Annotated in this window: 22 protein-coding genes; 15 read left to right on the plus strand and 7 right to left on the minus strand. The window is 73.8% G+C overall.

The features are described 5' to 3' along the window. Positions 1–46 precede the first annotated feature (46 nt). Positions 47–1,480: an aldehyde dehydrogenase gene (locus tag A4R25_RS29025; protein WP_064448757.1), complete on the plus strand. Its 1,434-nt coding sequence runs from the start codon at positions 47–49 to the stop codon at positions 1,478–1,480. 60 nt (positions 1,481–1,540) lie between these two features. Here A4R25_RS29025 and A4R25_RS29030 read toward each other — a convergent pair whose 3' ends face one another. Continuing rightward, positions 1,541–1,945 carry a ChaB family protein gene (locus A4R25_RS29030; protein WP_043325033.1) on the minus strand — a complete coding sequence of 135 codons (405 nt, stop codon included), beginning with the start codon at positions 1,943–1,945 and terminating at the stop codon, positions 1,541–1,543. Positions 1,946–2,087: 142 nt separating this feature from the next. Here A4R25_RS29030 and A4R25_RS29035 point away from each other — a divergent pair, with 142 nt between their 5' ends. The 3 genes from A4R25_RS29035 to A4R25_RS29045 are packed head-to-tail and all read left to right on the plus strand — an operon-like array spanning position 2,088 to position 4,104. Then, positions 2,088–3,110, plus strand: a complete 1,023-nt coding sequence (locus A4R25_RS29035; protein WP_064448758.1) for a YihY/virulence factor BrkB family protein — start codon at positions 2,088–2,090, stop codon at positions 3,108–3,110. Between the two features lie 57 nt (positions 3,111–3,167). Further along, entirely contained in the window at positions 3,168–3,584 is a 417-nt protein-coding gene (locus A4R25_RS29040) for a DUF2795 domain-containing protein (protein ID WP_043325035.1), read from the plus strand. 58 nt (positions 3,585–3,642) lie between these two features. Further along, positions 3,643–4,104, plus strand: a complete 462-nt coding sequence (locus A4R25_RS29045) for an SRPBCC family protein (protein ID WP_030499861.1) — start codon at positions 3,643–3,645, stop codon at positions 4,102–4,104. Positions 4,105–4,121: 17 nt separating this feature from the next. Here A4R25_RS29045 and A4R25_RS29050 read toward each other — a convergent pair whose 3' ends face one another. Next, complete coding sequence (locus A4R25_RS29050) at positions 4,122–4,793, minus strand: alpha/beta fold hydrolase (protein ID WP_064448759.1); 672 nt, start codon at positions 4,791–4,793, stop codon at positions 4,122–4,124. A 46-nt stretch (positions 4,794–4,839) separates the two neighbouring features. Here A4R25_RS29050 and A4R25_RS29055 point away from each other — a divergent pair, with 46 nt between their 5' ends. The 5 genes from A4R25_RS29055 (at position 4,840) to A4R25_RS29075 (ending at position 7,760) form a co-directional block, all read left to right on the plus strand. Continuing rightward, complete coding sequence (locus tag A4R25_RS29055) at positions 4,840–5,487, plus strand: helix-turn-helix domain-containing protein (protein ID WP_197494992.1); 648 nt, start codon at positions 4,840–4,842, stop codon at positions 5,485–5,487. Positions 5,488–5,651: 164 nt separating this feature from the next. Continuing rightward, on the plus strand, positions 5,652–6,662 hold the full coding sequence (locus tag A4R25_RS29060) for a sporulation protein (protein ID WP_064448771.1): 1,011 nt from the start codon (positions 5,652–5,654) through the stop codon (positions 6,660–6,662). 104 nt (positions 6,663–6,766) lie between these two features. Next, the gene (locus tag A4R25_RS29065) at positions 6,767–6,988 is read left to right on the plus strand and encodes a hypothetical protein (protein ID WP_018788305.1); all 222 of its coding nucleotides are present in this window, start codon (positions 6,767–6,769) and stop codon (positions 6,986–6,988) included. Positions 6,989–7,118: 130 nt separating this feature from the next. Then, entirely contained in the window at positions 7,119–7,382 is a 264-nt protein-coding gene (locus tag A4R25_RS29070) for a hypothetical protein (protein ID WP_030270328.1), read from the plus strand. Positions 7,383–7,547: 165 nt separating this feature from the next. Next, the gene (locus A4R25_RS29075) at positions 7,548–7,760 is read left to right on the plus strand and encodes a hypothetical protein (protein ID WP_030499856.1); all 213 of its coding nucleotides are present in this window, start codon (positions 7,548–7,550) and stop codon (positions 7,758–7,760) included. 1 nt (position 7,761) lies between these two features. Here the strand turns inward: A4R25_RS29075 and A4R25_RS29080 are convergent, their stop codons facing one another. Next, on the minus strand, positions 7,762–8,208 hold the full coding sequence (locus tag A4R25_RS29080; protein WP_030499855.1) for a hypothetical protein: 447 nt from the start codon (positions 8,206–8,208) through the stop codon (positions 7,762–7,764). Positions 8,209–8,370: 162 nt separating this feature from the next. Between A4R25_RS29080 and A4R25_RS29085 the strand changes: the two genes are divergently transcribed. Then, positions 8,371–8,733: a DUF6401 family natural product biosynthesis protein gene (locus A4R25_RS29085; protein ID WP_064448772.1), complete on the plus strand. Its 363-nt coding sequence runs from the start codon at positions 8,371–8,373 to the stop codon at positions 8,731–8,733. A gap of 76 nt (positions 8,734–8,809) precedes the next feature. Here A4R25_RS29085 and A4R25_RS29090 read toward each other — a convergent pair whose 3' ends face one another. After that, on the minus strand, positions 8,810–9,670 hold the full coding sequence (locus tag A4R25_RS29090; RefSeq protein ID WP_043325037.1) for a hypothetical protein: 861 nt from the start codon (positions 9,668–9,670) through the stop codon (positions 8,810–8,812). Positions 9,671–9,870: 200 nt separating this feature from the next. Here A4R25_RS29090 and A4R25_RS29095 point away from each other — a divergent pair, with 200 nt between their 5' ends. From A4R25_RS29095 to A4R25_RS29105, 3 genes are all read left to right on the plus strand, one after another. Continuing rightward, positions 9,871–12,024 carry a SpoIIE family protein phosphatase gene (locus tag A4R25_RS29095; RefSeq protein WP_043325038.1) on the plus strand — a complete coding sequence of 718 codons (2,154 nt, stop codon included), beginning with the start codon at positions 9,871–9,873 and terminating at the stop codon, positions 12,022–12,024. Positions 12,025–12,033: 9 nt separating this feature from the next. Beyond that, positions 12,034–12,711 carry an HAD family hydrolase gene (locus A4R25_RS29100; protein ID WP_043325039.1) on the plus strand — a complete coding sequence of 226 codons (678 nt, stop codon included), beginning with the start codon at positions 12,034–12,036 and terminating at the stop codon, positions 12,709–12,711. Between the two features lie 100 nt (positions 12,712–12,811). Beyond that, complete coding sequence (locus A4R25_RS29105; RefSeq protein WP_043325040.1) at positions 12,812–14,101, plus strand: sodium:proton antiporter; 1,290 nt, start codon at positions 12,812–12,814, stop codon at positions 14,099–14,101. Positions 14,102–14,113: 12 nt separating this feature from the next. Here A4R25_RS29105 and A4R25_RS29110 read toward each other — a convergent pair whose 3' ends face one another. Continuing rightward, the gene (locus tag A4R25_RS29110) at positions 14,114–15,052 is read right to left on the minus strand and encodes an NAD(P)/FAD-dependent oxidoreductase (RefSeq protein WP_043330356.1); all 939 of its coding nucleotides are present in this window, start codon (positions 15,050–15,052) and stop codon (positions 14,114–14,116) included. Positions 15,053–15,153: 101 nt separating this feature from the next. Here A4R25_RS29110 and A4R25_RS29115 point away from each other — a divergent pair, with 101 nt between their 5' ends. Further along, complete coding sequence (locus A4R25_RS29115) at positions 15,154–15,378, plus strand: DUF3072 domain-containing protein (protein ID WP_013474820.1); 225 nt, start codon at positions 15,154–15,156, stop codon at positions 15,376–15,378. A gap of 4 nt (positions 15,379–15,382) precedes the next feature. Here A4R25_RS29115 and A4R25_RS29120 read toward each other — a convergent pair whose 3' ends face one another. Together A4R25_RS29120 and A4R25_RS29125 are read right to left on the minus strand one after the other, a co-directional pair. Next, positions 15,383–15,883, minus strand: a complete 501-nt coding sequence (locus A4R25_RS29120) for a metallophosphoesterase (RefSeq protein ID WP_064448760.1) — start codon at positions 15,881–15,883, stop codon at positions 15,383–15,385. 89 nt (positions 15,884–15,972) lie between these two features. After that, positions 15,973–17,781 carry a glycoside hydrolase family 15 protein gene (locus A4R25_RS29125; protein ID WP_064448761.1) on the minus strand — a complete coding sequence of 603 codons (1,809 nt, stop codon included), beginning with the start codon at positions 17,779–17,781 and terminating at the stop codon, positions 15,973–15,975. Between the two features lie 112 nt (positions 17,782–17,893). Between A4R25_RS29125 and A4R25_RS29130 the strand changes: the two genes are divergently transcribed. Further along, the gene (locus A4R25_RS29130; RefSeq protein WP_043325043.1) at positions 17,894–18,481 is read left to right on the plus strand and encodes a general stress protein; all 588 of its coding nucleotides are present in this window, start codon (positions 17,894–17,896) and stop codon (positions 18,479–18,481) included. Positions 18,482–18,509: the final 28 nt, after the last annotated feature.

The following is an 18,509-nucleotide window of genomic DNA, read 5'->3' on the forward strand; positions in this document are numbered from 1 at the left end:
GGGCGAAACGCGTTTGCCCGGCCCAGGCCGGGGCAAGCAGGGCCGCATGTACACGGTTGCGCAGCTCATAGGTGGAGTGTGGGGTGCCGGCGGCGAGGGCGGCGAGCTTGTCGTCCACGATCCGGCGGACGGGTCGCCGGTGACCCGGACGCCGGTGGCGACCGCCGACGAGGTGGCCAAGGCGGTGGAGGCGGCCCGGGGCGTGGCGGCGGAATGGGCCGCGACCCCGACCGCGGAGCGGGCCGCGGCGCTGCACCGGGCCGCGGACGCGGTCGAGGCGGCGGCCGGAGAGCTGGCCGAGGCGACCACCGCGGAGATGGGCAAGCCCCTGGAGGACGCGCGGGGCGGGGTGGCGGCGGGCATCGGCACGCTGCGACAGTACGCCGAACTGGCGCCGGTCCGGGGCGGCCGGACGCTGCACGGCGCGCACGACGCGCTGGACTTCATGGCCCCCGAGCCACGCGGCGTGGTCGCCGCGATCACCCCGTGGAACGACCCGGTGGCGGTGTCGTGCGGCCTGCTCGGCGCGGCCCTGGTCACCGGCAACGTGGTGGTCCACAAGCCGAGCGAGCGCACCCCGGCCACCGGCTGGCTGCTCGCCCGCGCGCTGGACTCGGCGTTGCCGGCCGGGGTGCTGTCGCTGCTCAGCGGCGGCGGCGAGGTGGGGGCCGCGCTGTCCGGGCAGGACGTCGACGTCGTCGCCCACGTCGGTTCCACTGCGACCGGCCGGGCGATCGCCGCCGCGGGCGCCCGTACCGGCGCGAAGGTGCTGCTGGAGAACGGCGGCAGCGACCCGCTGGTGGTGGACGCGGACGTCGACCCGGTCTGGGCGGCCGAGCAGGCGGCGCTCGGGTGCTTCGCCAACGCCGGTCAGATCTGCGTGGCGGTGGAACGCGTCTACGTGCACCGGGACGTCGCCGAGGGCTTCCTGGACGCGCTCGTGGCGCGCGCCGAGGCGCTCACCGTGGGCCCCGGCCGTGACCCGGAAACGCAGCTCGGCCCGCTGGTGGACCGGCGGCACCGGGACCACGTGCACGGGCAGGTGACGGCCGCGCTCGCCGACGGCGCCCGGGTACGCGCCGGCGGTGTGCTGCCGGAGGGGCCGGGCGCGTTCTACCCGGCGACAGTGGTCGAGGGGTGCCGGCACGACATGGCGCTGGTCCGCGAGGAGACGTTCGGGCCGGTCGCCGCGGTGGTGGTGGTCGACTCGTTCAGCGAGGGGCTGCGCTGCGCGGCCGACTCCCCGTACGGCCTGGCCGCCACCGTGCTGACCGGCTCGATGAGCCACGCCCAGCGCGCCTGGCGGGAACTGCCGGTCGGCACCGTGAAGATCAATTCGGTGTTCGGCGGGGCACCGGGGGGCGCGGCCCAGCCGCGCCGGGGCAGCGGTCAGGGCTTCGGGTACGGCCCGGAACTGCTGGACGAGTTCAGCACCGTCAAGGCGGTGCACCTTCAGGCGCCGGGCGGCGGCCACTGGTGAGACGGCACGACACGAGCCCGGGACCGAGGCGGTCCCGGGCTCGACGCGTACCCCCAGGGGTCAGCGACCCCCGCGGGCCTTGCGGGTCGCGTTGTTGTTTGCCTTCTCGATCGCCTTGACCAGTTCCGGCTTGGTCATCCGGGACCGGCCGCGCACGTCCAGTTTCTTCGCCACCTCCATGAGGTGGTCCTTGCTGGCGTTGGCGTCCACCCCGCCGGCCGTCGGCGCGCGCCGGGCCGGGCCGCCGCCTTCGGCCTGCTCGTCGCTGGGCCCCTTACGGCCCTTGGGCTCCCAGTGGTCGCCCACCTTCTCGAACTCGTGCTTGACCGCGGCGAAGGCGGTGCGGTGCGCCCGCTCCCCCTCGCCGTACGTCTCGACCGCCGAGTCGTGCGTCTTCTCCCAGGTCCGCTGCGCCTTCGCCGGGGAGCGCCGCAGCGTGCTGGGCAGTACCTCGCGCCCGGGCATCTCGTCCTCCTCCTGGAGTCTCGATCGGCTGCCTGGTGTGGTTCCCTCCCGTCCGGCGGGCAAACCGGCGCCCCGGTTTGTCGATTTCCCCCCGGGGGTACCGCCCGGCCACGCCCGGTGGCGGAGCCTGGAGGAGGCGGACATGACCGTGACGACACCACAGACGGTCGGCGGCCGGACGCGGTCCCGTCTCCCCCGCCGGATCCGCCAGCTCAACTGGCGTACCTGGCGGGGCGTGCTGGTGCGCAGCGGCAAGGGTTTCGTCACCGACAACTGCGCCGACTGGGCGGCGGCGCTCACCTACTACGGGGTGCTGGCGCTGTTCCCGTCCACGATCGTGGTGGTGGCGCTGGTCGGCCTGGTCTCCGACGGCCCGCGCACCGTCGACACCGTGATCGACCTGGCCGGGGAGATCGGCGCCGGCTCGGTGGTCGGCAACGACGCGTTCGTGGGTGTGGTGCGCAACGTGGTCGAGCAGCAGGGCTCGGCGAAGGTGCTGCTCAGCTTCGGTCTGCTCGGCGCGCTCTGGTCCGCGTCCGGGTTCATCGGCGCGTTCACCCGCGCCTCCAACGCGATCTACGGGGTGCGGGAGGGCCGTCCGTTCTACCGCCTGCGCCCGTTGCAGATCGGCATGGCCGCGGTGACGATCGTGCTGCTCGCGGTGGTGGCCACCGGGTTGATCGTCAGCGGCCCGGTCACCGACGCGGTGGGTGACCTGCTGCACGCCGGCGCGGTGGCCCGCACCACGTGGTCGGTGGCGAAGTGGCCGCTGCTCGCCGTGGTCGCCATGACGCTGCTGTCGCTGCTGTTCTGGATCGCGCCGAACGTGCAGCAGCCGCGGTTCCGCTGGCTCACCCCGGGCGGCGCGCTGGCGCTCGTGGCCTGGGTGCTCGCGTCCTTCGGCTTCGGCCTGTACGTGGCCAACTTCGGCTCGTACGACGTCACCTACGGCAGTCTCGGCGCGGTCATCGCGTTCCTGGTGTGGCTCTACCTGTCCAACTGCGCGTTGATGCTCGGCGTGCAGGTCAACGCCGAGCTGCAGCGCGGGCGGGCGATGCAGGCCGGGGTCGAGGAGCCGGACGACCCGGTGCTGCCGCCGCGCGCCCCGGCCGACGACGAGAAGGCGGACGGGCAGCGGCCGGCCGACCGGTTGCCGCCCGGATGACCGGCTCTCCCGGCCGGCGCCGGTTTACCGGCGGTCCCCCGGGGCATCTCCCAAGGCATGGAACGTGGCAGCAGCAAGCACTCGCCCAGGGTCGACGACCAGATGAGCAGCGAGGTCAGCGGTCTCGTCCAGAGCGCCGGCACCGGCGGTTCGCGGGCCGAGGAGTTCCGGATCCCGGAGCCCGCCGGCGAGGACCAGCCGGAGGCCACCACGGCGCCGGCCGGGGAGCTGCGCAGCGGCACGCCGCAGGGCATGAGCTCCGAGGACGTCGAGGCGCGCAGCCGTCTGGGGCGGTTCATCACGATGACCGCCCTGCCCGGCGACCGGGAGGCGCTGCTGGCGAACGCGCGGGAGAACGAGGCGCCGACGGACATCGTCGCCGCTCTGGAGACCCTGCCCGCGGACGCCCACTACCAGACGATCTCCGAGGTGTGGGCCGCACTCGGGCACAGGAACGAGACGACGCGCTGGTGAGCGGGCCGGCCCACGGCCCGTACGAGACACACACCGGCGGAACAGGAGGAACCCCGACATGAGTGGCGTTACCGAGCACGTGGACGTGGACGTCCCGATCCGGACCGCGTACGACCAGTGGACCCAGTTCGAGGAGTTCCCCCACTTCATGGACGGCGTGCAGGAGGTGCGGCAGCTCTCCGACACGATGACCCACTGGACCGTCGAGATCGCGGGCGTGAAGCGCGAGTTCGACGCCGAGATCACCGAGCAGCTGCCGGACGAGCGGGTGGCCTGGCGCTCCACCGGGGGCACCCAGCAGGCGGGCGTGGTGACCTTCCACCGCCTCGACGAGGGGCACACCCGGGTCACGCTGCAGATGGAGTTCGAGCCGCACGGCGCGGTCGAGCAGGCCGGCGACAAGCTCGGCGTGGTCGACCGGCGCGCCAAGGGCGACCTGGAGCGGTTCAAGCAGTTCATCGAGCGGCGCGGTCAGGAGACGGGCGCCTGGCGCGGTGCGGTCGACCGGCCCATCCCCTGAGGCAACCTCCCCCGCCCTCAGCGGTCCAACGCGGCAGCCAGCGCCTCGGGCCGGCTGAGGGCCAGCAGATGCCCGCCGGGCAGGCGCTCGGGCGTGACGCCGAGCCGCTGCTGGGCCACCCGGGTCTGGAATTCGGCCGGGAAGAACCTGTCCGCGCCGCCGCTCAGGACCTCGGTCGGCACGTCGGGCCACGCATCAAGCGGCCAGGGCTGCGCGAACGGCGTGCCCGACTGCGGTGACCCACCCGCCATGGCCTGGTCGGTGATGTCCTGCGGCACGTCGTGGAAGAAGTACACCAGCGGATCGAACGGCCCGTCGGGAGAGCGGCCCTCGCGCCTGTCGCACTCCCGGCGGGCCTGGTCCTGCCCGGTGTTGGTCCACCAGTCGCCGCCGGTCTCACCGGGCGCCGGGATCATCGCGTTGACCAGGACCAGCCGTGAGACCGGCAGCCGACTGCAGACCAGTGGTGCGGTCAGGCCGCCCATCGACTGGGCCACCACCACCAGGTCTCCACGGTCACCGGCCGCCTCGACCACTGTTTCCGCGTACTCCGGCAGTCCCGCGCTGTCGTCCGCGGCCGGGAGGTCGACGGCGATCGCCTCGTGGCCGCGCTGCTCCAGCAGGGGAACCAGGCGGTGCCAGTACCAGGCGTCGCCGCCGGCTCCCGGGATCAGGATGTACGTCGTCACGGTGCGAATTTAGCACCAGAGAGTGCTGTAGCGATACCATCAGCGGATGGCGCGCGCATACGACGATCCCTGCGGTCTGGCCCGGGCGCTCAACCTGGTCGGCGACAGATGGGCGTTGCTGATCGTCCGTGAGTTGCTGCTCGGACCGAAGCGCTTCACCGACCTGCGGCGCGGCCTGCCCGGCGCCAGTCAGAGCATGCTCACCGCCCGGCTCGCCGAGTTGGAGGAGGCGGGAGTGGTGCGCCGGCGGCGTCTCGGGCCACCGGCGGGCGTCCGGGCGTACGAGCTGACCGAATGGGGGCGGGACCTCGAACCCGCCCTGCTGGGGCTGGCCAGGTGGGGCAGCCGGGGTCCGCTGACCTCGTCGGCGCAGCTGAGCGTCGACGCGCTGGCCCTCGCCATGAAGACCACCTTCGACCCGGCCGCGGCGCGCGACTTCGCCGTACGGTGTCAGCTTCTTCTCGACGGCGACAGCCTGCTCGTCACCGTCGAGGACGGACGCGTCGACGTGGTACGCGCCGACGCCGCCGATCCCGACCTGGTGATCCGGGCCGGCGCCGGGACCTTCCGCTCGCTCATCTTCGGTGGCGTGCCGCTGCATGCCGCCGACGTCGTCGTCCGGGGCGACGGCGAGGTCGCGGCCCGCCTGCTGCGGCTGTTCCGGCGCCCCACGCCGACCGATGGCCCACAGTGACGAAGCGAATGCTTTCAGCTACCTCTCAGGTGGCGTTGGTAGTCTCCCGGCGCGGCGTGATCCATTATGGACGCCGTTGATCTCGTTGCGGCACAAGGGTTCCAGGTGAATCTCTCCCCGGATCCCGGGTGCCGCACGTCCGGTGGCCGTCAAGGGAGATGTTCGTGGTGTTCAAGAGGATGCTGGGCGCGTTCGGGGTGGGCGGCCCCGCTGTCGACACGGTCCTGGCCAATCCGGGTACCCGCCCGGGGCTGATGCTGGGCGGGCAGGTGAACCTGACCGGCGGCAGCCACGACGTGGAGATCGACCACATCACCGTCGGGCTGGTCACCCGGGTGGAGATGGAGGGCGCCGAGCAGGAGTACGACACCCTCGTGGAGTTCCACCGGGTCCAGGTCGCCGGCGGTCTGCGCCTGTCCGAGGGACAGCAGATGTCGCTGCCGTTCCAGGTGGCGATGCCGTGGGAGACGCCGGTGACCGACCTGTACGGGCAGCGCCTGCACGGCATGACGATGGGACTGCGCACCGAGGTGGCGATCCCCGGCGCCGTGGACAAGGGCGACCTCGACCCGGTGTACGTGCACCCGCTGCCGGTGCAGGAACGCATCCTGGAGGGCTTCGGCCGGCTCGGATTCCAGTTCAAGGGCGCCGACCTGGAACGCGGGCACATCTCGGGCCTGCGCCAGAGCCTGCCGTTCTACCAGGAGATCGAGTACTACGCCGCCCCGCAGTACGCCCACGCCGTCAACGAGGTCGAGCTGACCTTCGTCGCGAACGAGTACGGCGTAGACGTCGTGCTGGAGTTCGACAAGCGCGGTGGCCTGTTCTCCGGCGGCCATGACTCCTTCGGCCGCTACCACGTCGCGCACACCGACGCCGACCAGGTCGACTGGGCCGCTCAGGTCGACGCGTGGGTCCGCCAGGCCCTCGACGGCTACCAGAGCATGCACGCCGGCCACGGCTACGGGCAGCCCGCCTACGGCGCGCCCGGCTACGGGCACGCCGCGTACGGCCACCACAAGGAGGAGCACCACGAGCGGCACGGCGGCCCGGGCATGGGCGCCGTCGCCGCGGGCGTGGTCGGCGGCGCCGCGCTCGGCTTCGCCGGCGGGATGCTCGCCGACGAGGTGTTCGACTCCTTCGGCGACGACGAGGGCGGCGACGAGGAGGAGTGAGCCCGGGGATCCACAGTGGATCTCTGGTACCGCTTCATGATCTAATTCCGTCAGGTTTGTCCGCAACCGGTCGGATTGCCCGACCGGAAGTCGAAGGAGTGTGCATGCCCGTCACCGCCGACCTCACCAAGCTGGTCGACAAGGCCTACCAGGACAAGACCCTCACCGAGATCGTCGACGCCCCGGTGTCCGCCCTCGCCGGGGTCAGCGACGGCGACGCCAAGCTGCTCAAGGACGCCTTCAACATCACCACCGTCGGCGACCTCGGCCGCAACCCGTACTTCCGCACCGCCAACGCCCTGGTGGCCCTCACCGGCGCCAAGTAGCGCCATCGCCGATGCCCGGTGGCCCGGGAAGCGTTCCGGGCCACCGGGCATCGGGATCGAAACGAGCCGGGACCGCGGCTGTCGCCGCGCCCGGCCGTTTGCGATCATCCGGTCCGGGTACCGCAGGGGAATGACCGACAACGACCGCCACGTGTGGCGCGACGAGGACCGCACTCCCCTGCACGAGCTGGACCAGGCCATCGCCCGGTCGGCCACGGACGGCCAGGGCGACGACGTCACCGCCAACGACGCCGGCGAGGAGGCCGCGTTCGGGCACGGCCCGGAGGCGGTGGACCGGGGCGCCGGCCCGGAGGCCGAGCGGCGCGAGATGACCGATGCGGACCGGGCCTACCGGCCGTCGACGATCGGGCGGACCGGCCCGGACAGCATGTGATCCCCGGACGGCTGCGGGCACCCGCGCCGATGCCCGTGGCCGCCGGATTCATGCTCGGCCGATACGACAAAAAGTGCGGTACGGACAGCCAGGAAAACGGACAGCCCATCCAGAATCGGCCGAACGGCTGACGGCACTCCCCCTGTCGCGCGCAAGACTTTCGGGATGCAACAGGGCTCCGGTTTCCTCTCCAACCGTCAGCGCAAGCTCGCTTGGCTGGGCTTCCTGCTCGCCGCGATCCAGGCTCCGGTCTCCGCCCGGTTCACCGAGGACAGCTCCTGGCTGTTCAGCCTGGTGGTCGCGCTGATGGTCGCGACCGTGATCATCGCCGACGACGGCGCGCGCCGCCGTCCGGCCGACGCCCGCTCCTCCGACTGAGTCAGCGTGTGCCCGGGCGCGCCTCGTGCCCCGGCATCCCCCGGCTGCGGCGGCGTTCCTTCATCTCGGCCTCGTAGAGGTGCCGCCGGCCCTCGACCAGCTCGTCGCGGGCCTGCCGGTCCAGCTCCCGGAAGAGCGCGTAGTACCCGTCGTCGAAGTCCTCGACGATCTGGAACGTCCACCGCCCGGCGATGACGTTGCGCCCGAGCAGCTCCCGGTCGATCCGCTCGGCCAGGCCCGGGTGCCCGGCGCGGCGGAACATCTCCACGGCGTCGTCGAGCATCAGATCGGCGTGGCCGATCAGCTGATGCAGCTCGTAGAGGTGCCCGCGTGCCCGCTCGACGCACTCCAGGGCCTCGCTGAGCCTGCCCAGCGCCTCGACCGTGGCGTCACTCACCCCGTCGGGGCGGCGGTGCGCCCGGTCCGGTCCGTCGGCCAGATGTCCCATGGTGTCCCTCCGTGGGGCTGCTGCGTGCTCCTCGTGCCGGACTTCTGCCCCCGCACGGGCGACTCAATCCCCGCGGACGACGTGGCCGCTCTCCCGGACGACCCCGCAGTCCGCCGGTCGGCCGAGGTCGGTCCGCACCGGGCGGCGTTAGCCTCGGACACCATGCGCGTGCCGAACAACCGGGTCGCGACCCGCTCCGCGGCAGTGGCCGCGCGGTCGACCCTCACCACGCTGACCGCCGCCGTCGGCACCGCCGGCCTCGCCGCGGCCCACGCGAACCCCGGGCTGCTCGCCGAGGTCGACCAGCACGCCGCCGGGGTACGCGACAGCCTCCACGGCGACCGCCACCCGCTCACCGTGGCGGCGCTCGCCGGATACGCCGAGGGGCTGCGCGACGCGGCGGCGGAGCACGGCTGGACGCCGCCGGCCGAGCCGGTGGACTGGTCCGCGCCGGACTGGGTGCTCACCCGCCTGCTGGCGGTCTGCCTGCTGGCCCGCGGACTCGACCCGCGTCACCTGGCCTGACCGGCAGCCGGCCGGACCCGGACACGGTTTCGGGGCGCCCGCCACCATCCCGCGGACACCCCGTCACCCGTTGCCGTCAGCCTCCCGGCCGGCGGAACTGCTGCGTCTCGTCGCCCATCTCGCCGGAGCGGTACGTACCCGCGCCCGACATCGACGACTGCGGCGCGGCCGGCGTCGGCTGCCCGCCCCGGTCGGCCATCTTGCGTTCGTAGTCGCCCCGGCCGGCCTGCTGCGCCTGCCGCTGCTGCCGGATCGCCCGGGACTCCTCGGCGGCCCGGTGCAGCCAGCCGTCCCAGCGGTCCTGCATCGGCTTGACCAGACCACCACCGACACCGACGATCAGGATGCCGGCCACGGTGGCGAGGAAGGCCACGAGCACCGGTGTGGTCACCGTGGTGGCGATACCCACCTGGTTCAGCGCGGCGATGATGCCGAGCGCCAGGATGAAGATCGCTGTCACGTCGGCCAGCACCCGGCCGTACGAGAGCCCGCCGAGCGCGCCGGAGACCAGGTCCCGGACGGCGTTGGCGATGGCGGCGGCGATCACCACGATCACGATCGCCACGAAGGCTCGCGGCAGCCAGGACACCACCCCGCGGATCAGGTCGCTGATCGCGTTCGGCCCCCACACCCCGAAGGCGAACTGCAGGGTGAACAGCAGGACCGCGTAGTAGGCCAGTTTGGCCAGGATGTCGCTGGCGTCGTACTTGGTGCGTTCCAGGGCCCGTTTGATACCGCCCCGTTCCACGGCGCGGTCGAACCCGACCCGTTCCAGTGCCGCGTCCACGATTTTGAGTACGGCTCTAGCGATGAGCCAACCCACGACGAGAATCGCGATGAACGCGATCGCCCGCGGTACGAAGAGCAGCACCGACCTCCAGAAGTCGGTCCAGGCCGCACCGATGTCGACCTGCCCGACCGCGAGGGTTTTCGGCATGATGTCCCTCCTGTCGCGTGAACTGCGCCGCCCGCATACCCGGTGACCTGGGCAGCACTCCGAGCCGGACCGGGCCAATTTCCCGACATGGGTGATCGAACCGGCCGTGACCTGCCCGAACGTCCGCGCCGCCGGAAGCCGGGACCCGCCACGAACGCATGATCGGAACCAGCCCGCCACGCTCCGGTTAGGCTGCGGTCATGCCAGGCACCGTCGGTCGGGTTCCCACACCGCCCGCCCCCGCACCGGGAGCGCCCGCCGATCCCGTCGTCCACGGGCCGCCCGCGCAGACCGGTCATCCGTGGGCCGGCACGCCGCTGGGCGCACCGCAGGGCTGGGATCCGGCGGTACGCGCCGTGATGGACGTGGTGCTCGCCTCCCCGGTGCCGATGGCGCTGCTCCTCGGCGACGACCTCGTCGTCTTCTACAACGACGGGTACGCCGAGCTGATCGGCGACCGGCACCCGCACGCGCTGGGCCGGCCGGCGGCCGAGGCGTTCGCCGAGGTGTGGCGTGATCCCGGCGCCGGCGAGGCGCTGGAGCGCGTCTACCGGCACGGTGAGCCGTTCCTGCAGCGGGAGGCGGTGCTGCCCGCCGACCGGCAGGGTCCGGCCGAGCCGGCCGTGTTCACCCGTGGGCACTGCGCGGTACGCGACTCCACCGGCCGGATCGTCGGCGTGCTCACCGTCTCGGCGCAGACCACCCAGCTGACCCAGCAGTTGCAGAGCCTGAGCGACTTCGCGGCGGCGCTGTCCGGCACGCTCACCCTGGACGACGTGGCCCGGGTGACGCTGCGCTACTGCCTGCACTCCTTCGACGCGGACCGGGTGTCGTTCGCGGTGGACGAGGGCAGCGCCTGGCGGCTGGTCCGCCGCATCCGCGGCGAACTGCTCGACGAGGCCGACGAGCGGCTGCCCCCGCTGTGGCGGCGGATGTCCGCCGAGTCGGCGCTGCCGGCGGTGGTGTCCGCGCGCAGCGGCGTGGCCTCGTTCACCGCCGACGGCCAGCCGCTGCGCGGCGTCGCGGCGGACCGGCACGACGAGAAGATCCGCGCGCTGGCGGCGCTGCCGCTGCGCACGAGTGTGGTCCGTGGCTCGCTCACCATCGGTTACCGGGAGCCGCGTCCGTGGTCCCCCGCGGAACGGGCGCTGCTCGCCGCGTCGGCGGAGCTGGTCGGCCAGGCCGCCGAGCGGGCCCGCCGCTTCGAGACCCAGCACGGCACCGCCCAGATGCTGCAACGCAGCATGCTGCCGGAGCGGCTGCCGGACCTGCCCCGGCTGCGTATCGCCGCCCGGTACGACCCGGGCGTGGACGGCAACGCCGCCGGCGGCGACTTCTACGACGCGTTCCTGCTGCCCACCGGCGCGCTCGGGGTGGTGCTGGGCGACGTGGCCGGGCACGACGTGCAGGCCGCCGCCCGGATGGGCCAGGTGCGCGCCGCGCTGCGCGCGCTCGCCCTGGTCGACCCTCGCCCAGACGCGGTGCTCGACGGCCTGGACCGGCTGGTCGCCAGCCTCGGTGTCGAGGGCGGCACCCAGGAGCTGTTCGTCACAGTGGTGTTCGGCGTGATCGATGCGGACCGGGAACTGGTCACGCTGGCCAGCGCCGGGCATCCCGCGCCGCTGATCCGGCGCGCCGGACCCGACGCGGCGGTGGCCGAGTTCGTCGACGTGCCGCCCGCTCCTCCGCTGGGCCTGGGCGGGCGGGCGCGTACCGCCACCGTGCCGTTCCGCCCCGGTGACACCCTGCTGCTCTACAGCGACGGCGTGGTGGAGCGCCGCTGGCAGGACGTGGCCGCCGGGATGGCGGGGCTGGGCGCGGCGGTGACCGGAGCGGCCGGCGGGGACCCGCGCGCGCTGTGCGCTGTCGCGACCGCCGCGGTGCCGGGCGCCACCGAGGACGACGTGGCGGTGCTCGCGGTGGAGTACGCGGTCCGGCCGAGCCGGTCGGCGAGCATGGAGGTGCCGGCCGAGCCGACCGCGCCGAGCCGGGTCCGGCACTGGATGACCGCGCAGCTCACCGAGTGGCAGGTGCCCGAGGCGGTGATCGGCGCGGCGGTGCTGTGCACGAGCGAGCTGACCACGAACGCGCTGCTGCACGCGGGCACCGCCGCCCGGGTCGAGGTCGACCTGTCCGCGGAGCGGCTGCTGGTGTCGGTGGCCGACTCGGGCACCCGGGGTCAGGTGACCCGCGCCCAGACCGACACGCTCAGCAGCCGGGGGCGTGGGCTCGGCCTGATCGAGGAGCTGAGCGACGCCTGGGGGACCGACCCGACCGTACGCGGATCGACTGTGTGGTTCGAGATCCTCATCCCGGCGGACGGACCGCGCGTCGGCGACGCCCCGGCCGGGTAGGAGCCGGACATGACCGACGACAAGCGCCGCGGTGTCCTCTTCGACGTGGACGGCACCCTGGTCGACACCACGTACCTGCACACGGTGAGCTGGTGGGAGGCGCTGCGCCAGGCCGACCACCGGGTGCCGATGGCGCGGATCCACAGGTCCATCGGCATGGGCTCGGACAAGCTCCTCGACCACCTGCTCGGCGCGGAGCGCGACCGGGACGCCGACGGCCGGCTGCGCGACGCGCACGACGCGCTCTACGGCGAGTACTGGGAGCGCCTCACGCCACTGCCCGGGGCGCGGGAGCTGCTGCGCGCCTGCGCGGAGCGCGGGCTGCGGGTGGTGCTCGCGACCTCGGCCGCCGAGCACGAGGTGACCGCGCTACGGGCCGCGCTGGACGCCGACGACGTGATCGACTCGGTCACCTCGTCGGCTGACGCGCGGGAGAGCAAGCCGGCGCCGGACATTCTGGTCGCCGCGCTGGAGCAGTCGGGGCTGGCCGCCGAGCGGGTGGTGTTCGTCGGCGACTCGGTCTGGGACGTCGCCGCCGCCGGCAAGCTCGACATCCCCTGCATCGGGCTGACCTGCGGCGGCACCGGCCGCGCGGAGCTGGCCGGTGCCGGCGCGGTCGCGGTGTACGACGACCCGGCCGCGCTGCTGGACGCCCTGTCCGACAGCGCCATCGCCTCGCTCGGCTGAGCGGCGGTCAACCGGCGGGCGCGCGCAGGCTTAGCCGGGTCCGCTTCGGGGCACTGCTGGACTCCACCGCCCGGCCGCCGGGCGTCGGAAGGGTGGTGCCGTGGAACCGGTCGATGTCGCGTTCGCTCTGCTGGGCGTCGGTGCGCTGCTGGCCGGGGTGCTGCCCCGGGTCCTGGAGCGACGGCCGCTGTCGATGCCGATCGCGTTCCTCGGGCTCGGCATGCTCGTCTTCGTGCTGCCCACCGGTCTGCCCACACCGGATCCGCTGCGCTGGCCGGAGCTGACCACCCACCTCACCGAGGTCGGCGTGATCGTCGCGCTGATGGGCGCCGGCCTGAAGATCGACCGTCCGTTGAGCTGGGCCCGCTGGTCGTCGACGTGGCGGCTGCTGGCGATCGCCATGCCGCTGTGCATCGCCGCGGTGGCGCTGCTCGGCTGGTGGTGGGCCGGGCTGGTGCCGGCCGCGGCGCTGCTGCTCGGCGCGGCGCTCGCGCCCACCGACCCGGTGCTCGCCTCCGACGTGCAGGTGGGCGAACCGACCGACGTGGAGGACTCCGAGGACGAGGTGCGCTTCGCGCTCACCTCGGAGGCGGGCCTGAACGACGGGCTGGCCTTCCCGTTCGTGTACGCGGCCATCGCGATCGCCACCACCGGGCTCGCGCCGTCCGGCTGGCTCGGCGAGTGGTTCGCCGTCGACGTGCTCTACAAGCTCGCCGCCGGGGTGGGCGGCGGGTTGCTCGTCGGCTGGCTGCTCGGCAAGCTGTTCTTCCGCGCCCCGAGCAAGCTGCGGCTGGCCCGGCACTCCGAGGGGTTCCTCGCGCTGGCCGCGACGTTCCTCGCGTACGGGCTGGTCGAGGTGATCGGCGGGTACGGCTTCCTGGCCGTGTTCGTGGCCGCCCGGGCGATCCGGGCCGCCGAGCGCACCCACGAGTTCCACTCCGTGCTGCACGACTTCGCCGAGCAGGTGGAGCGGCTGCTCACCGTGCTGTTGCTGCTGCTGTTCGGCGGCGCGGTGATCGGCGGGCTGCTCGCGCCGCTGACCTGGCCGGCCGCGCTGGCCGGGTTGGCCCTGGTGCTGGTGATCCGGCCGCTGGCCGGGTGGCTGTCGCTGCGCGGCGCGCCCGGCAAGCCGGCCGAGCACTGGGTGATCTCGCTGTTCGGCATCCGCGGCGTCGGCTCGTTCTACTACCTGGCGTACGCCACCAGCAAGACCGACTTCCCGCAGGCGGAGCTGGTCTGGGCCACAGTCGGTCTCGTGGTGGTGGTCTCGGTGGTGGCGCACGGGATCGCCGCGACACCGGTCATGCAGTTGCTGGACCGGGAGGGTGAACGCACCGGCGAGGACACGCGGGCCGGGTCGGCGGCGCAGCCGGTGGGCGCCACCGGCTGAGCGCGCCCCGGTTCAGCCCAGCCGGGCGGCGAGCGCGCGGCCGAGGTCCCGGCCGGAGCGCCAGGCGGTCTGCACGCGCGGGCGGCCGAACGCGTCGCCGGCCAGGCCGATGCCGTCGTCGTCCAGGTGGAACGTGGCATCCCCGGCGTGCGCGGCCGGGGTCGCGTACGTCCAGCGGTGCACGTGGGTCGACAGCGCCGGCTCGGGCAGCCCGAGCAGGTCGCGGACCGCCTGCTCGATCGCCTCGCGGGCGGCGGTGGGCTGGAGCAGGTGCCGGGCGGCGAACCCGGCGGTGGTGTGCGCTACGAGCACCGGCGCGCCGTCGCCGCGCCGGTCGCCGTCGTCGCAGACCAGGCTGAGCACCGGGTGGTCGTTGACGAACGCGCCCCGGAAGTCCGCCCAGCGGCGGGCCGGGAAGTGCAGCACCCCGGTCAACGCGGACGACCACCGCTGCGCGGCCACCGCCCGGGTCGCCTCGGCCAGCGCCGGGTCCAGCAGCAGCGCGGCCTGCGGGCCGGGCATGGCGAGCACCACCGCCTCGGCCTCGGCGCCGTCGGCCCGGGGGCCCGGCTCGACTGTCATCACCAGCCGGTTGTGGGTCACCGGAAGGTCGCCGGCCAGGTGTTCGACGAGCGAGCGCAGCCCGCGTGGGGCGGCCCACCGCATCGGGCCGGTGACCTGCTCGCGTCCGCCCGGCCCGTACGCGGCGAGCGTGTCGGTCCACTCCCGCGCCAGCCCGGCCGCCCGCCACCGGTCCACCACGGCGGCGAAGTCCGGGTCGTCGACGGTGAAGTACGCGGCGCCCAGGTCGGCCGGGCGGCCGTCGAAACGCTTGCTGGCCATCCGCCCGCCGGTGACCCGAGCGCGCTCGCGCAGCCGTACCGGGATCCCGGCCCGCGCCAACTCGGTCGCGCACGCCACTCCGGCGATGCCCGCGCCGACCACCACCACGCCCGCCCGGTCCGTCGTCACCAGGTGATCGTAGGCGGCGGCCGGCATGAACCCGGCGGCCCGGGGGTAGTGGAACACCTGTTCGAGGAGAGGTGATGAGCATGGCCGACCGCGCCAACACCAACGGCAGGAACGTGAACCCGGACGCCGCCGTCAAGGACCCGGACGACTGGGTCACCGGCGACGAGCCGCCCACCGCCGCCCAGGAGTCGTACCTGCACACGCTGGCGCAGGAGGCGGGCGAGCCGGTGCCGGAGGGCCTGACCAAGGCCGAGGCGTCCCGGCGGATCGACGAGTTGCAGGCGGAGACCGGCCGGGGCCGCTGAGCGGTCAGCGCGGGGGCAGGCGGTGCAGCTCGACCCGGTCGAGCCGCCCCGCCGCCACCCGCGCGGTCAGGTACGTGGCGTGCGGCTGCGCCCGCCGGTCGGTCGGCGAGCCGGGGTTGAGCAGCCGCAGGCCGCCCGGGGCGACGCTGTCCCAGGGGATGTGCGAGTGCCCGAAGACGAGCAGGTCGCAGTCGCCGTACGCGGCGGCGCAGCGCTCCTCGCGGCGGGTCTTCGGGCCGGTCTCGTGCACCACGGCGACGCGCAGGCCGTCCAGCTTGACCCGGGCCACCTCGGGCAGCCGGGCGCGCAGCTCCGGCCCGTCGTTGTTGCCGTACACGGCGACCAGCCGGCGCGACCGCGCCTCCAGCGCGTCCAGCAGCGCCACGTCCACCCAGTCCCCGGCGTGCACCACGACATCCGCGGCCTCCACGGCCGCCCACAGCGGCCCCGGAAGATCCCGCGCCCGCTTGGGCACGTGCGTGTCCGCCATGATCACCAGATCCACCCCCTCATCCTCCCCCACCCCCCTCTTTCCCGCGCCGATCATGAGGTTGGCGGCACTCGGGGAGATCGACTACGCCGTCAACTTCATGATCAACGCGGAGAGGCGGCGCGGGCGGGGGCGGCGGCGCGGGCGGCGGCGTCGGTGATGCGGCCGGCGGCGGTGATCAGGCCGATGTGCGAGTACGCCTGCGGGAAGTTGCCCATCTGCTCGCCGGTGCCCGGGTCGATCTGCTCGGCGTACAGGCCGAGGTCGTTGGTGCGGGCCGCAAGGCGTTCGAACAGCCGCCGCGCCCGGTCCAGTTCCCCCGCCTCGGCCAGGCCGGCGGCCAGCCAGAACGAGCAGATCACGAACCCGGCCGGGTCGCCGTCGAAGCGGCGCAGCAGCCCGTCACGCGACAGCCGCCGCTCCAGCAGGTCCATCGTGGCGCGCATCCGCCGGTCGCCCGCCGGCAGGAAGCCGACCAGCGGCATGACCAGCACCGAGGCGTCCAGGTCGTCGGAGCCGAACGCACCGGTGTACGCGCCGACCCGCTCGTTCCAGCCCCGGGCGAGCACCGCCGCCCGCACCTCGTCGCGCGCGGCGGCCCAGCGGGCCACGTCGGCCGGCTCGCCGATGCGCGAGCCGAACCGGACCGCCCGGTCCAGCGCGGTCCAGCACTCCACCTTGGAGGAGACGTAGTGCCGCTGCGGGCCGCGCGCCTCCCACATCCCGGCGTCGGGCCGGTGCCAGCCGCGTTCGGCCTGGTCGGCGAGCGTGCGCAGCAGGTCACGCACCTCCGGTGACATGGGGTCGAGGTAGTAGCGCATCAGCCAGGCCGCATCCAGCACCTCGCCCAGCACGTCGTTCTGCCGCTGCCGCCAGGCGTCGTTGCCGACGAGCACCGGCCGGCTGCCGGCGTACCCGGCGAGGTGGTCGAGGTCGTGCTCGGTCAGGTCCCGCTCCCCCTCGACGCCGTACATGATCGGCACCGGCTCGTCACCGATCCGCCCCATCGCCCGGGCCACCCAGGTGAACTGCCGGTCCGCCTCGTCCGGGCAGGCGGCCCGCCACAGCGCCTGGAGGGTGAGGCTGAAGTCGCGCAGCCAGACGTAGCGGTAGTCGTAGTTGCGGTCGCCGCCGAGCCGCTCCGGCACCGAGGTGGTGGCCGCCGCGACGACGGCGCCGCTGGGCGCGTACGTCATGCCCTGCACCGCGAGCGCGCTGCGCCGCACCTCGTCGCGGTACTCGCCCTGGTAGTCGTGCAGCGCCGACCAGGACCGCCACCCGGCCACCGTCTCGGCGATCACCTCGGCGGCGTCGGGCAGCGCCGGTTCGGCGCCGGCGTACGTCGGGGCGTACCCGAGGGTGAAGCGGTGCGTGCTGCCGGCGCGGGCGGTGAACCGCCCGGTGGCGGCGCCCCCGGCGATGGTGAGCGGGACATCGGCGCGCAACTCCAGGCGGCATGCGCCGGCGGTGGCGCGGATCACGCCGTCGCGTTCGGTCAGGTAGGCGCCGACGCGGCCGTACTCGAAGCGGGGCGCGTAGTCGACGCGCATCGCCACCTCGCCGGTGAGCCCTTCCACCAGCCGGGCCAGCACCCGCGGCGAGCGCATCCCGATGTCGTGACCGCGCGCGCCGGGCTCCAGCGCCAGCGCGTCGGTGACGGCCACCGTGCCGGTCGCGGTGGCGAAGACGGTACGCAGCACGAGCGCGTCGTCCAGGTAGGAGCGCGTGCTCGTCGACTCCCCCTCCGGGCGGATGCTCCAGTGCCCGGCGTCCTCGTCGAGCAGGCGGCCGAACACCGACGGCGCGTCGAACCGGGGCGGGCACCACCAGTCGACCGAGCCGTCGCGATCGACCAGGGCCGCGCTGCGCCCGTCGGCGAGGAAGCCGTGCTCGCTGATGTGTCGGGTCGGCACGGGTGTGGCTACCCGGCGCGGGGCGTCGGCATGCCTCGCCACATCGGTCCGGGCCGGTGCGTTACCGCTGCCCGGCGAGGGGAACGCGGCGGGTTGACGAAGGAGGATGCTCATGACCAGACCCTCGACTCCGACCACGGCCTGGCAACCCGGCATGCCGGGCAGCGACAACCTCCCGTCCGGCCCGGGCGGTCGCCCGACGCCGCCGAGCGGGGACGGGCACGGACCGCAGGCCGGTTCGGCGACCGTCACAATCGGCTCGTACCCGGACTATCCGTCCGCCCAGCGCGTGGTGGACTATCTGGCCGACAACCGGTTCCCGGTGGAACGTACCTCGATCGTCGGTACGGACCTCACGCTCGTGGAGACCGTGATGGGACGGCTCACCACGGGCCGGGCGGCCCTGCTCGGGGCCGGCACCGGCGCCTGGTTCGGTTTGTTCATCGGGTTGCTCTTCGGCATCTTCACCGCCGGCAACTGGCTCGCGGTGATCCTGGTCGGCCTGGTGATCGGCGCGATCTGGGGTGCCGTGTTCGGCGCTGTCGCGCACGCGATGAGCGGCGGTCAGCGTGACTTCACGTCGGCCAGTTCGCTGCGGGCCGCCCAGTACGCGGTGACGGTGGACGCGGAGATGGCCGGGCAGGCCCAGCAGCTGCTCAGCCGGATGCACCTGACACCGACGGGCGCCACCGCCCGCTGACCGGCAGGGCGATGAGGGGAGGGCCGGG

Origin of the sequence: Micromonospora sp. NBRC 110037, from assembly GCF_001652995.1 — a bacterium.
GTDB lineage: Bacteria > Actinomycetota > Actinomycetes > Mycobacteriales > Micromonosporaceae > Micromonospora > Micromonospora chalcea.

What these genes read in the sequence shown, in the direction of transcription:
- A4R25_RS29025 (WP_064448757.1), top strand. Translation starts at nt 47, where the DNA reads ATGTACACGGTTGCGCAGCTCATAGGTGGAGTGTGGGGTGCCGGCGGC.
- A4R25_RS29030 (WP_043325033.1), bottom strand. Translation starts at nt 1,945, where the DNA reads ATGCCCGGGCGCGAGGTACTGCCCAGCACGCTGCGGCGCTCCCCGGCG.
- A4R25_RS29035 (WP_064448758.1), top strand. Translation starts at nt 2,088, where the DNA reads ATGACCGTGACGACACCACAGACGGTCGGCGGCCGGACGCGGTCCCGT.
- A4R25_RS29040 (WP_043325035.1), top strand. Translation starts at nt 3,168, where the DNA reads ATGGAACGTGGCAGCAGCAAGCACTCGCCCAGGGTCGACGACCAGATG.
- A4R25_RS29045 (WP_030499861.1), top strand. Translation starts at nt 3,643, where the DNA reads ATGAGTGGCGTTACCGAGCACGTGGACGTGGACGTCCCGATCCGGACC.
- A4R25_RS29055 (WP_197494992.1), top strand. Translation starts at nt 4,840, where the DNA reads ATGGCGCGCGCATACGACGATCCCTGCGGTCTGGCCCGGGCGCTCAAC.
- A4R25_RS29065 (WP_018788305.1), top strand. Translation starts at nt 6,767, where the DNA reads ATGCCCGTCACCGCCGACCTCACCAAGCTGGTCGACAAGGCCTACCAG.
- A4R25_RS29070 (WP_030270328.1), top strand. Translation starts at nt 7,119, where the DNA reads ATGACCGACAACGACCGCCACGTGTGGCGCGACGAGGACCGCACTCCC.
- A4R25_RS29075 (WP_030499856.1), top strand. Translation starts at nt 7,548, where the DNA reads ATGCAACAGGGCTCCGGTTTCCTCTCCAACCGTCAGCGCAAGCTCGCT.
- A4R25_RS29080 (WP_030499855.1), bottom strand. Translation starts at nt 8,208, where the DNA reads ATGGGACATCTGGCCGACGGACCGGACCGGGCGCACCGCCGCCCCGAC.
- A4R25_RS29085 (WP_064448772.1), top strand. Translation starts at nt 8,371, where the DNA reads ATGCGCGTGCCGAACAACCGGGTCGCGACCCGCTCCGCGGCAGTGGCC.
- A4R25_RS29090 (WP_043325037.1), bottom strand. Translation starts at nt 9,670, where the DNA reads ATGCCGAAAACCCTCGCGGTCGGGCAGGTCGACATCGGTGCGGCCTGG.
- A4R25_RS29095 (WP_043325038.1), top strand. Translation starts at nt 9,871, where the DNA reads ATGCCAGGCACCGTCGGTCGGGTTCCCACACCGCCCGCCCCCGCACCG.
- A4R25_RS29100 (WP_043325039.1), top strand. Translation starts at nt 12,034, where the DNA reads ATGACCGACGACAAGCGCCGCGGTGTCCTCTTCGACGTGGACGGCACC.
- A4R25_RS29115 (WP_013474820.1), top strand. Translation starts at nt 15,154, where the DNA reads ATGGCCGACCGCGCCAACACCAACGGCAGGAACGTGAACCCGGACGCC.
- A4R25_RS29130 (WP_043325043.1), top strand. Translation starts at nt 17,894, where the DNA reads ATGACCAGACCCTCGACTCCGACCACGGCCTGGCAACCCGGCATGCCG.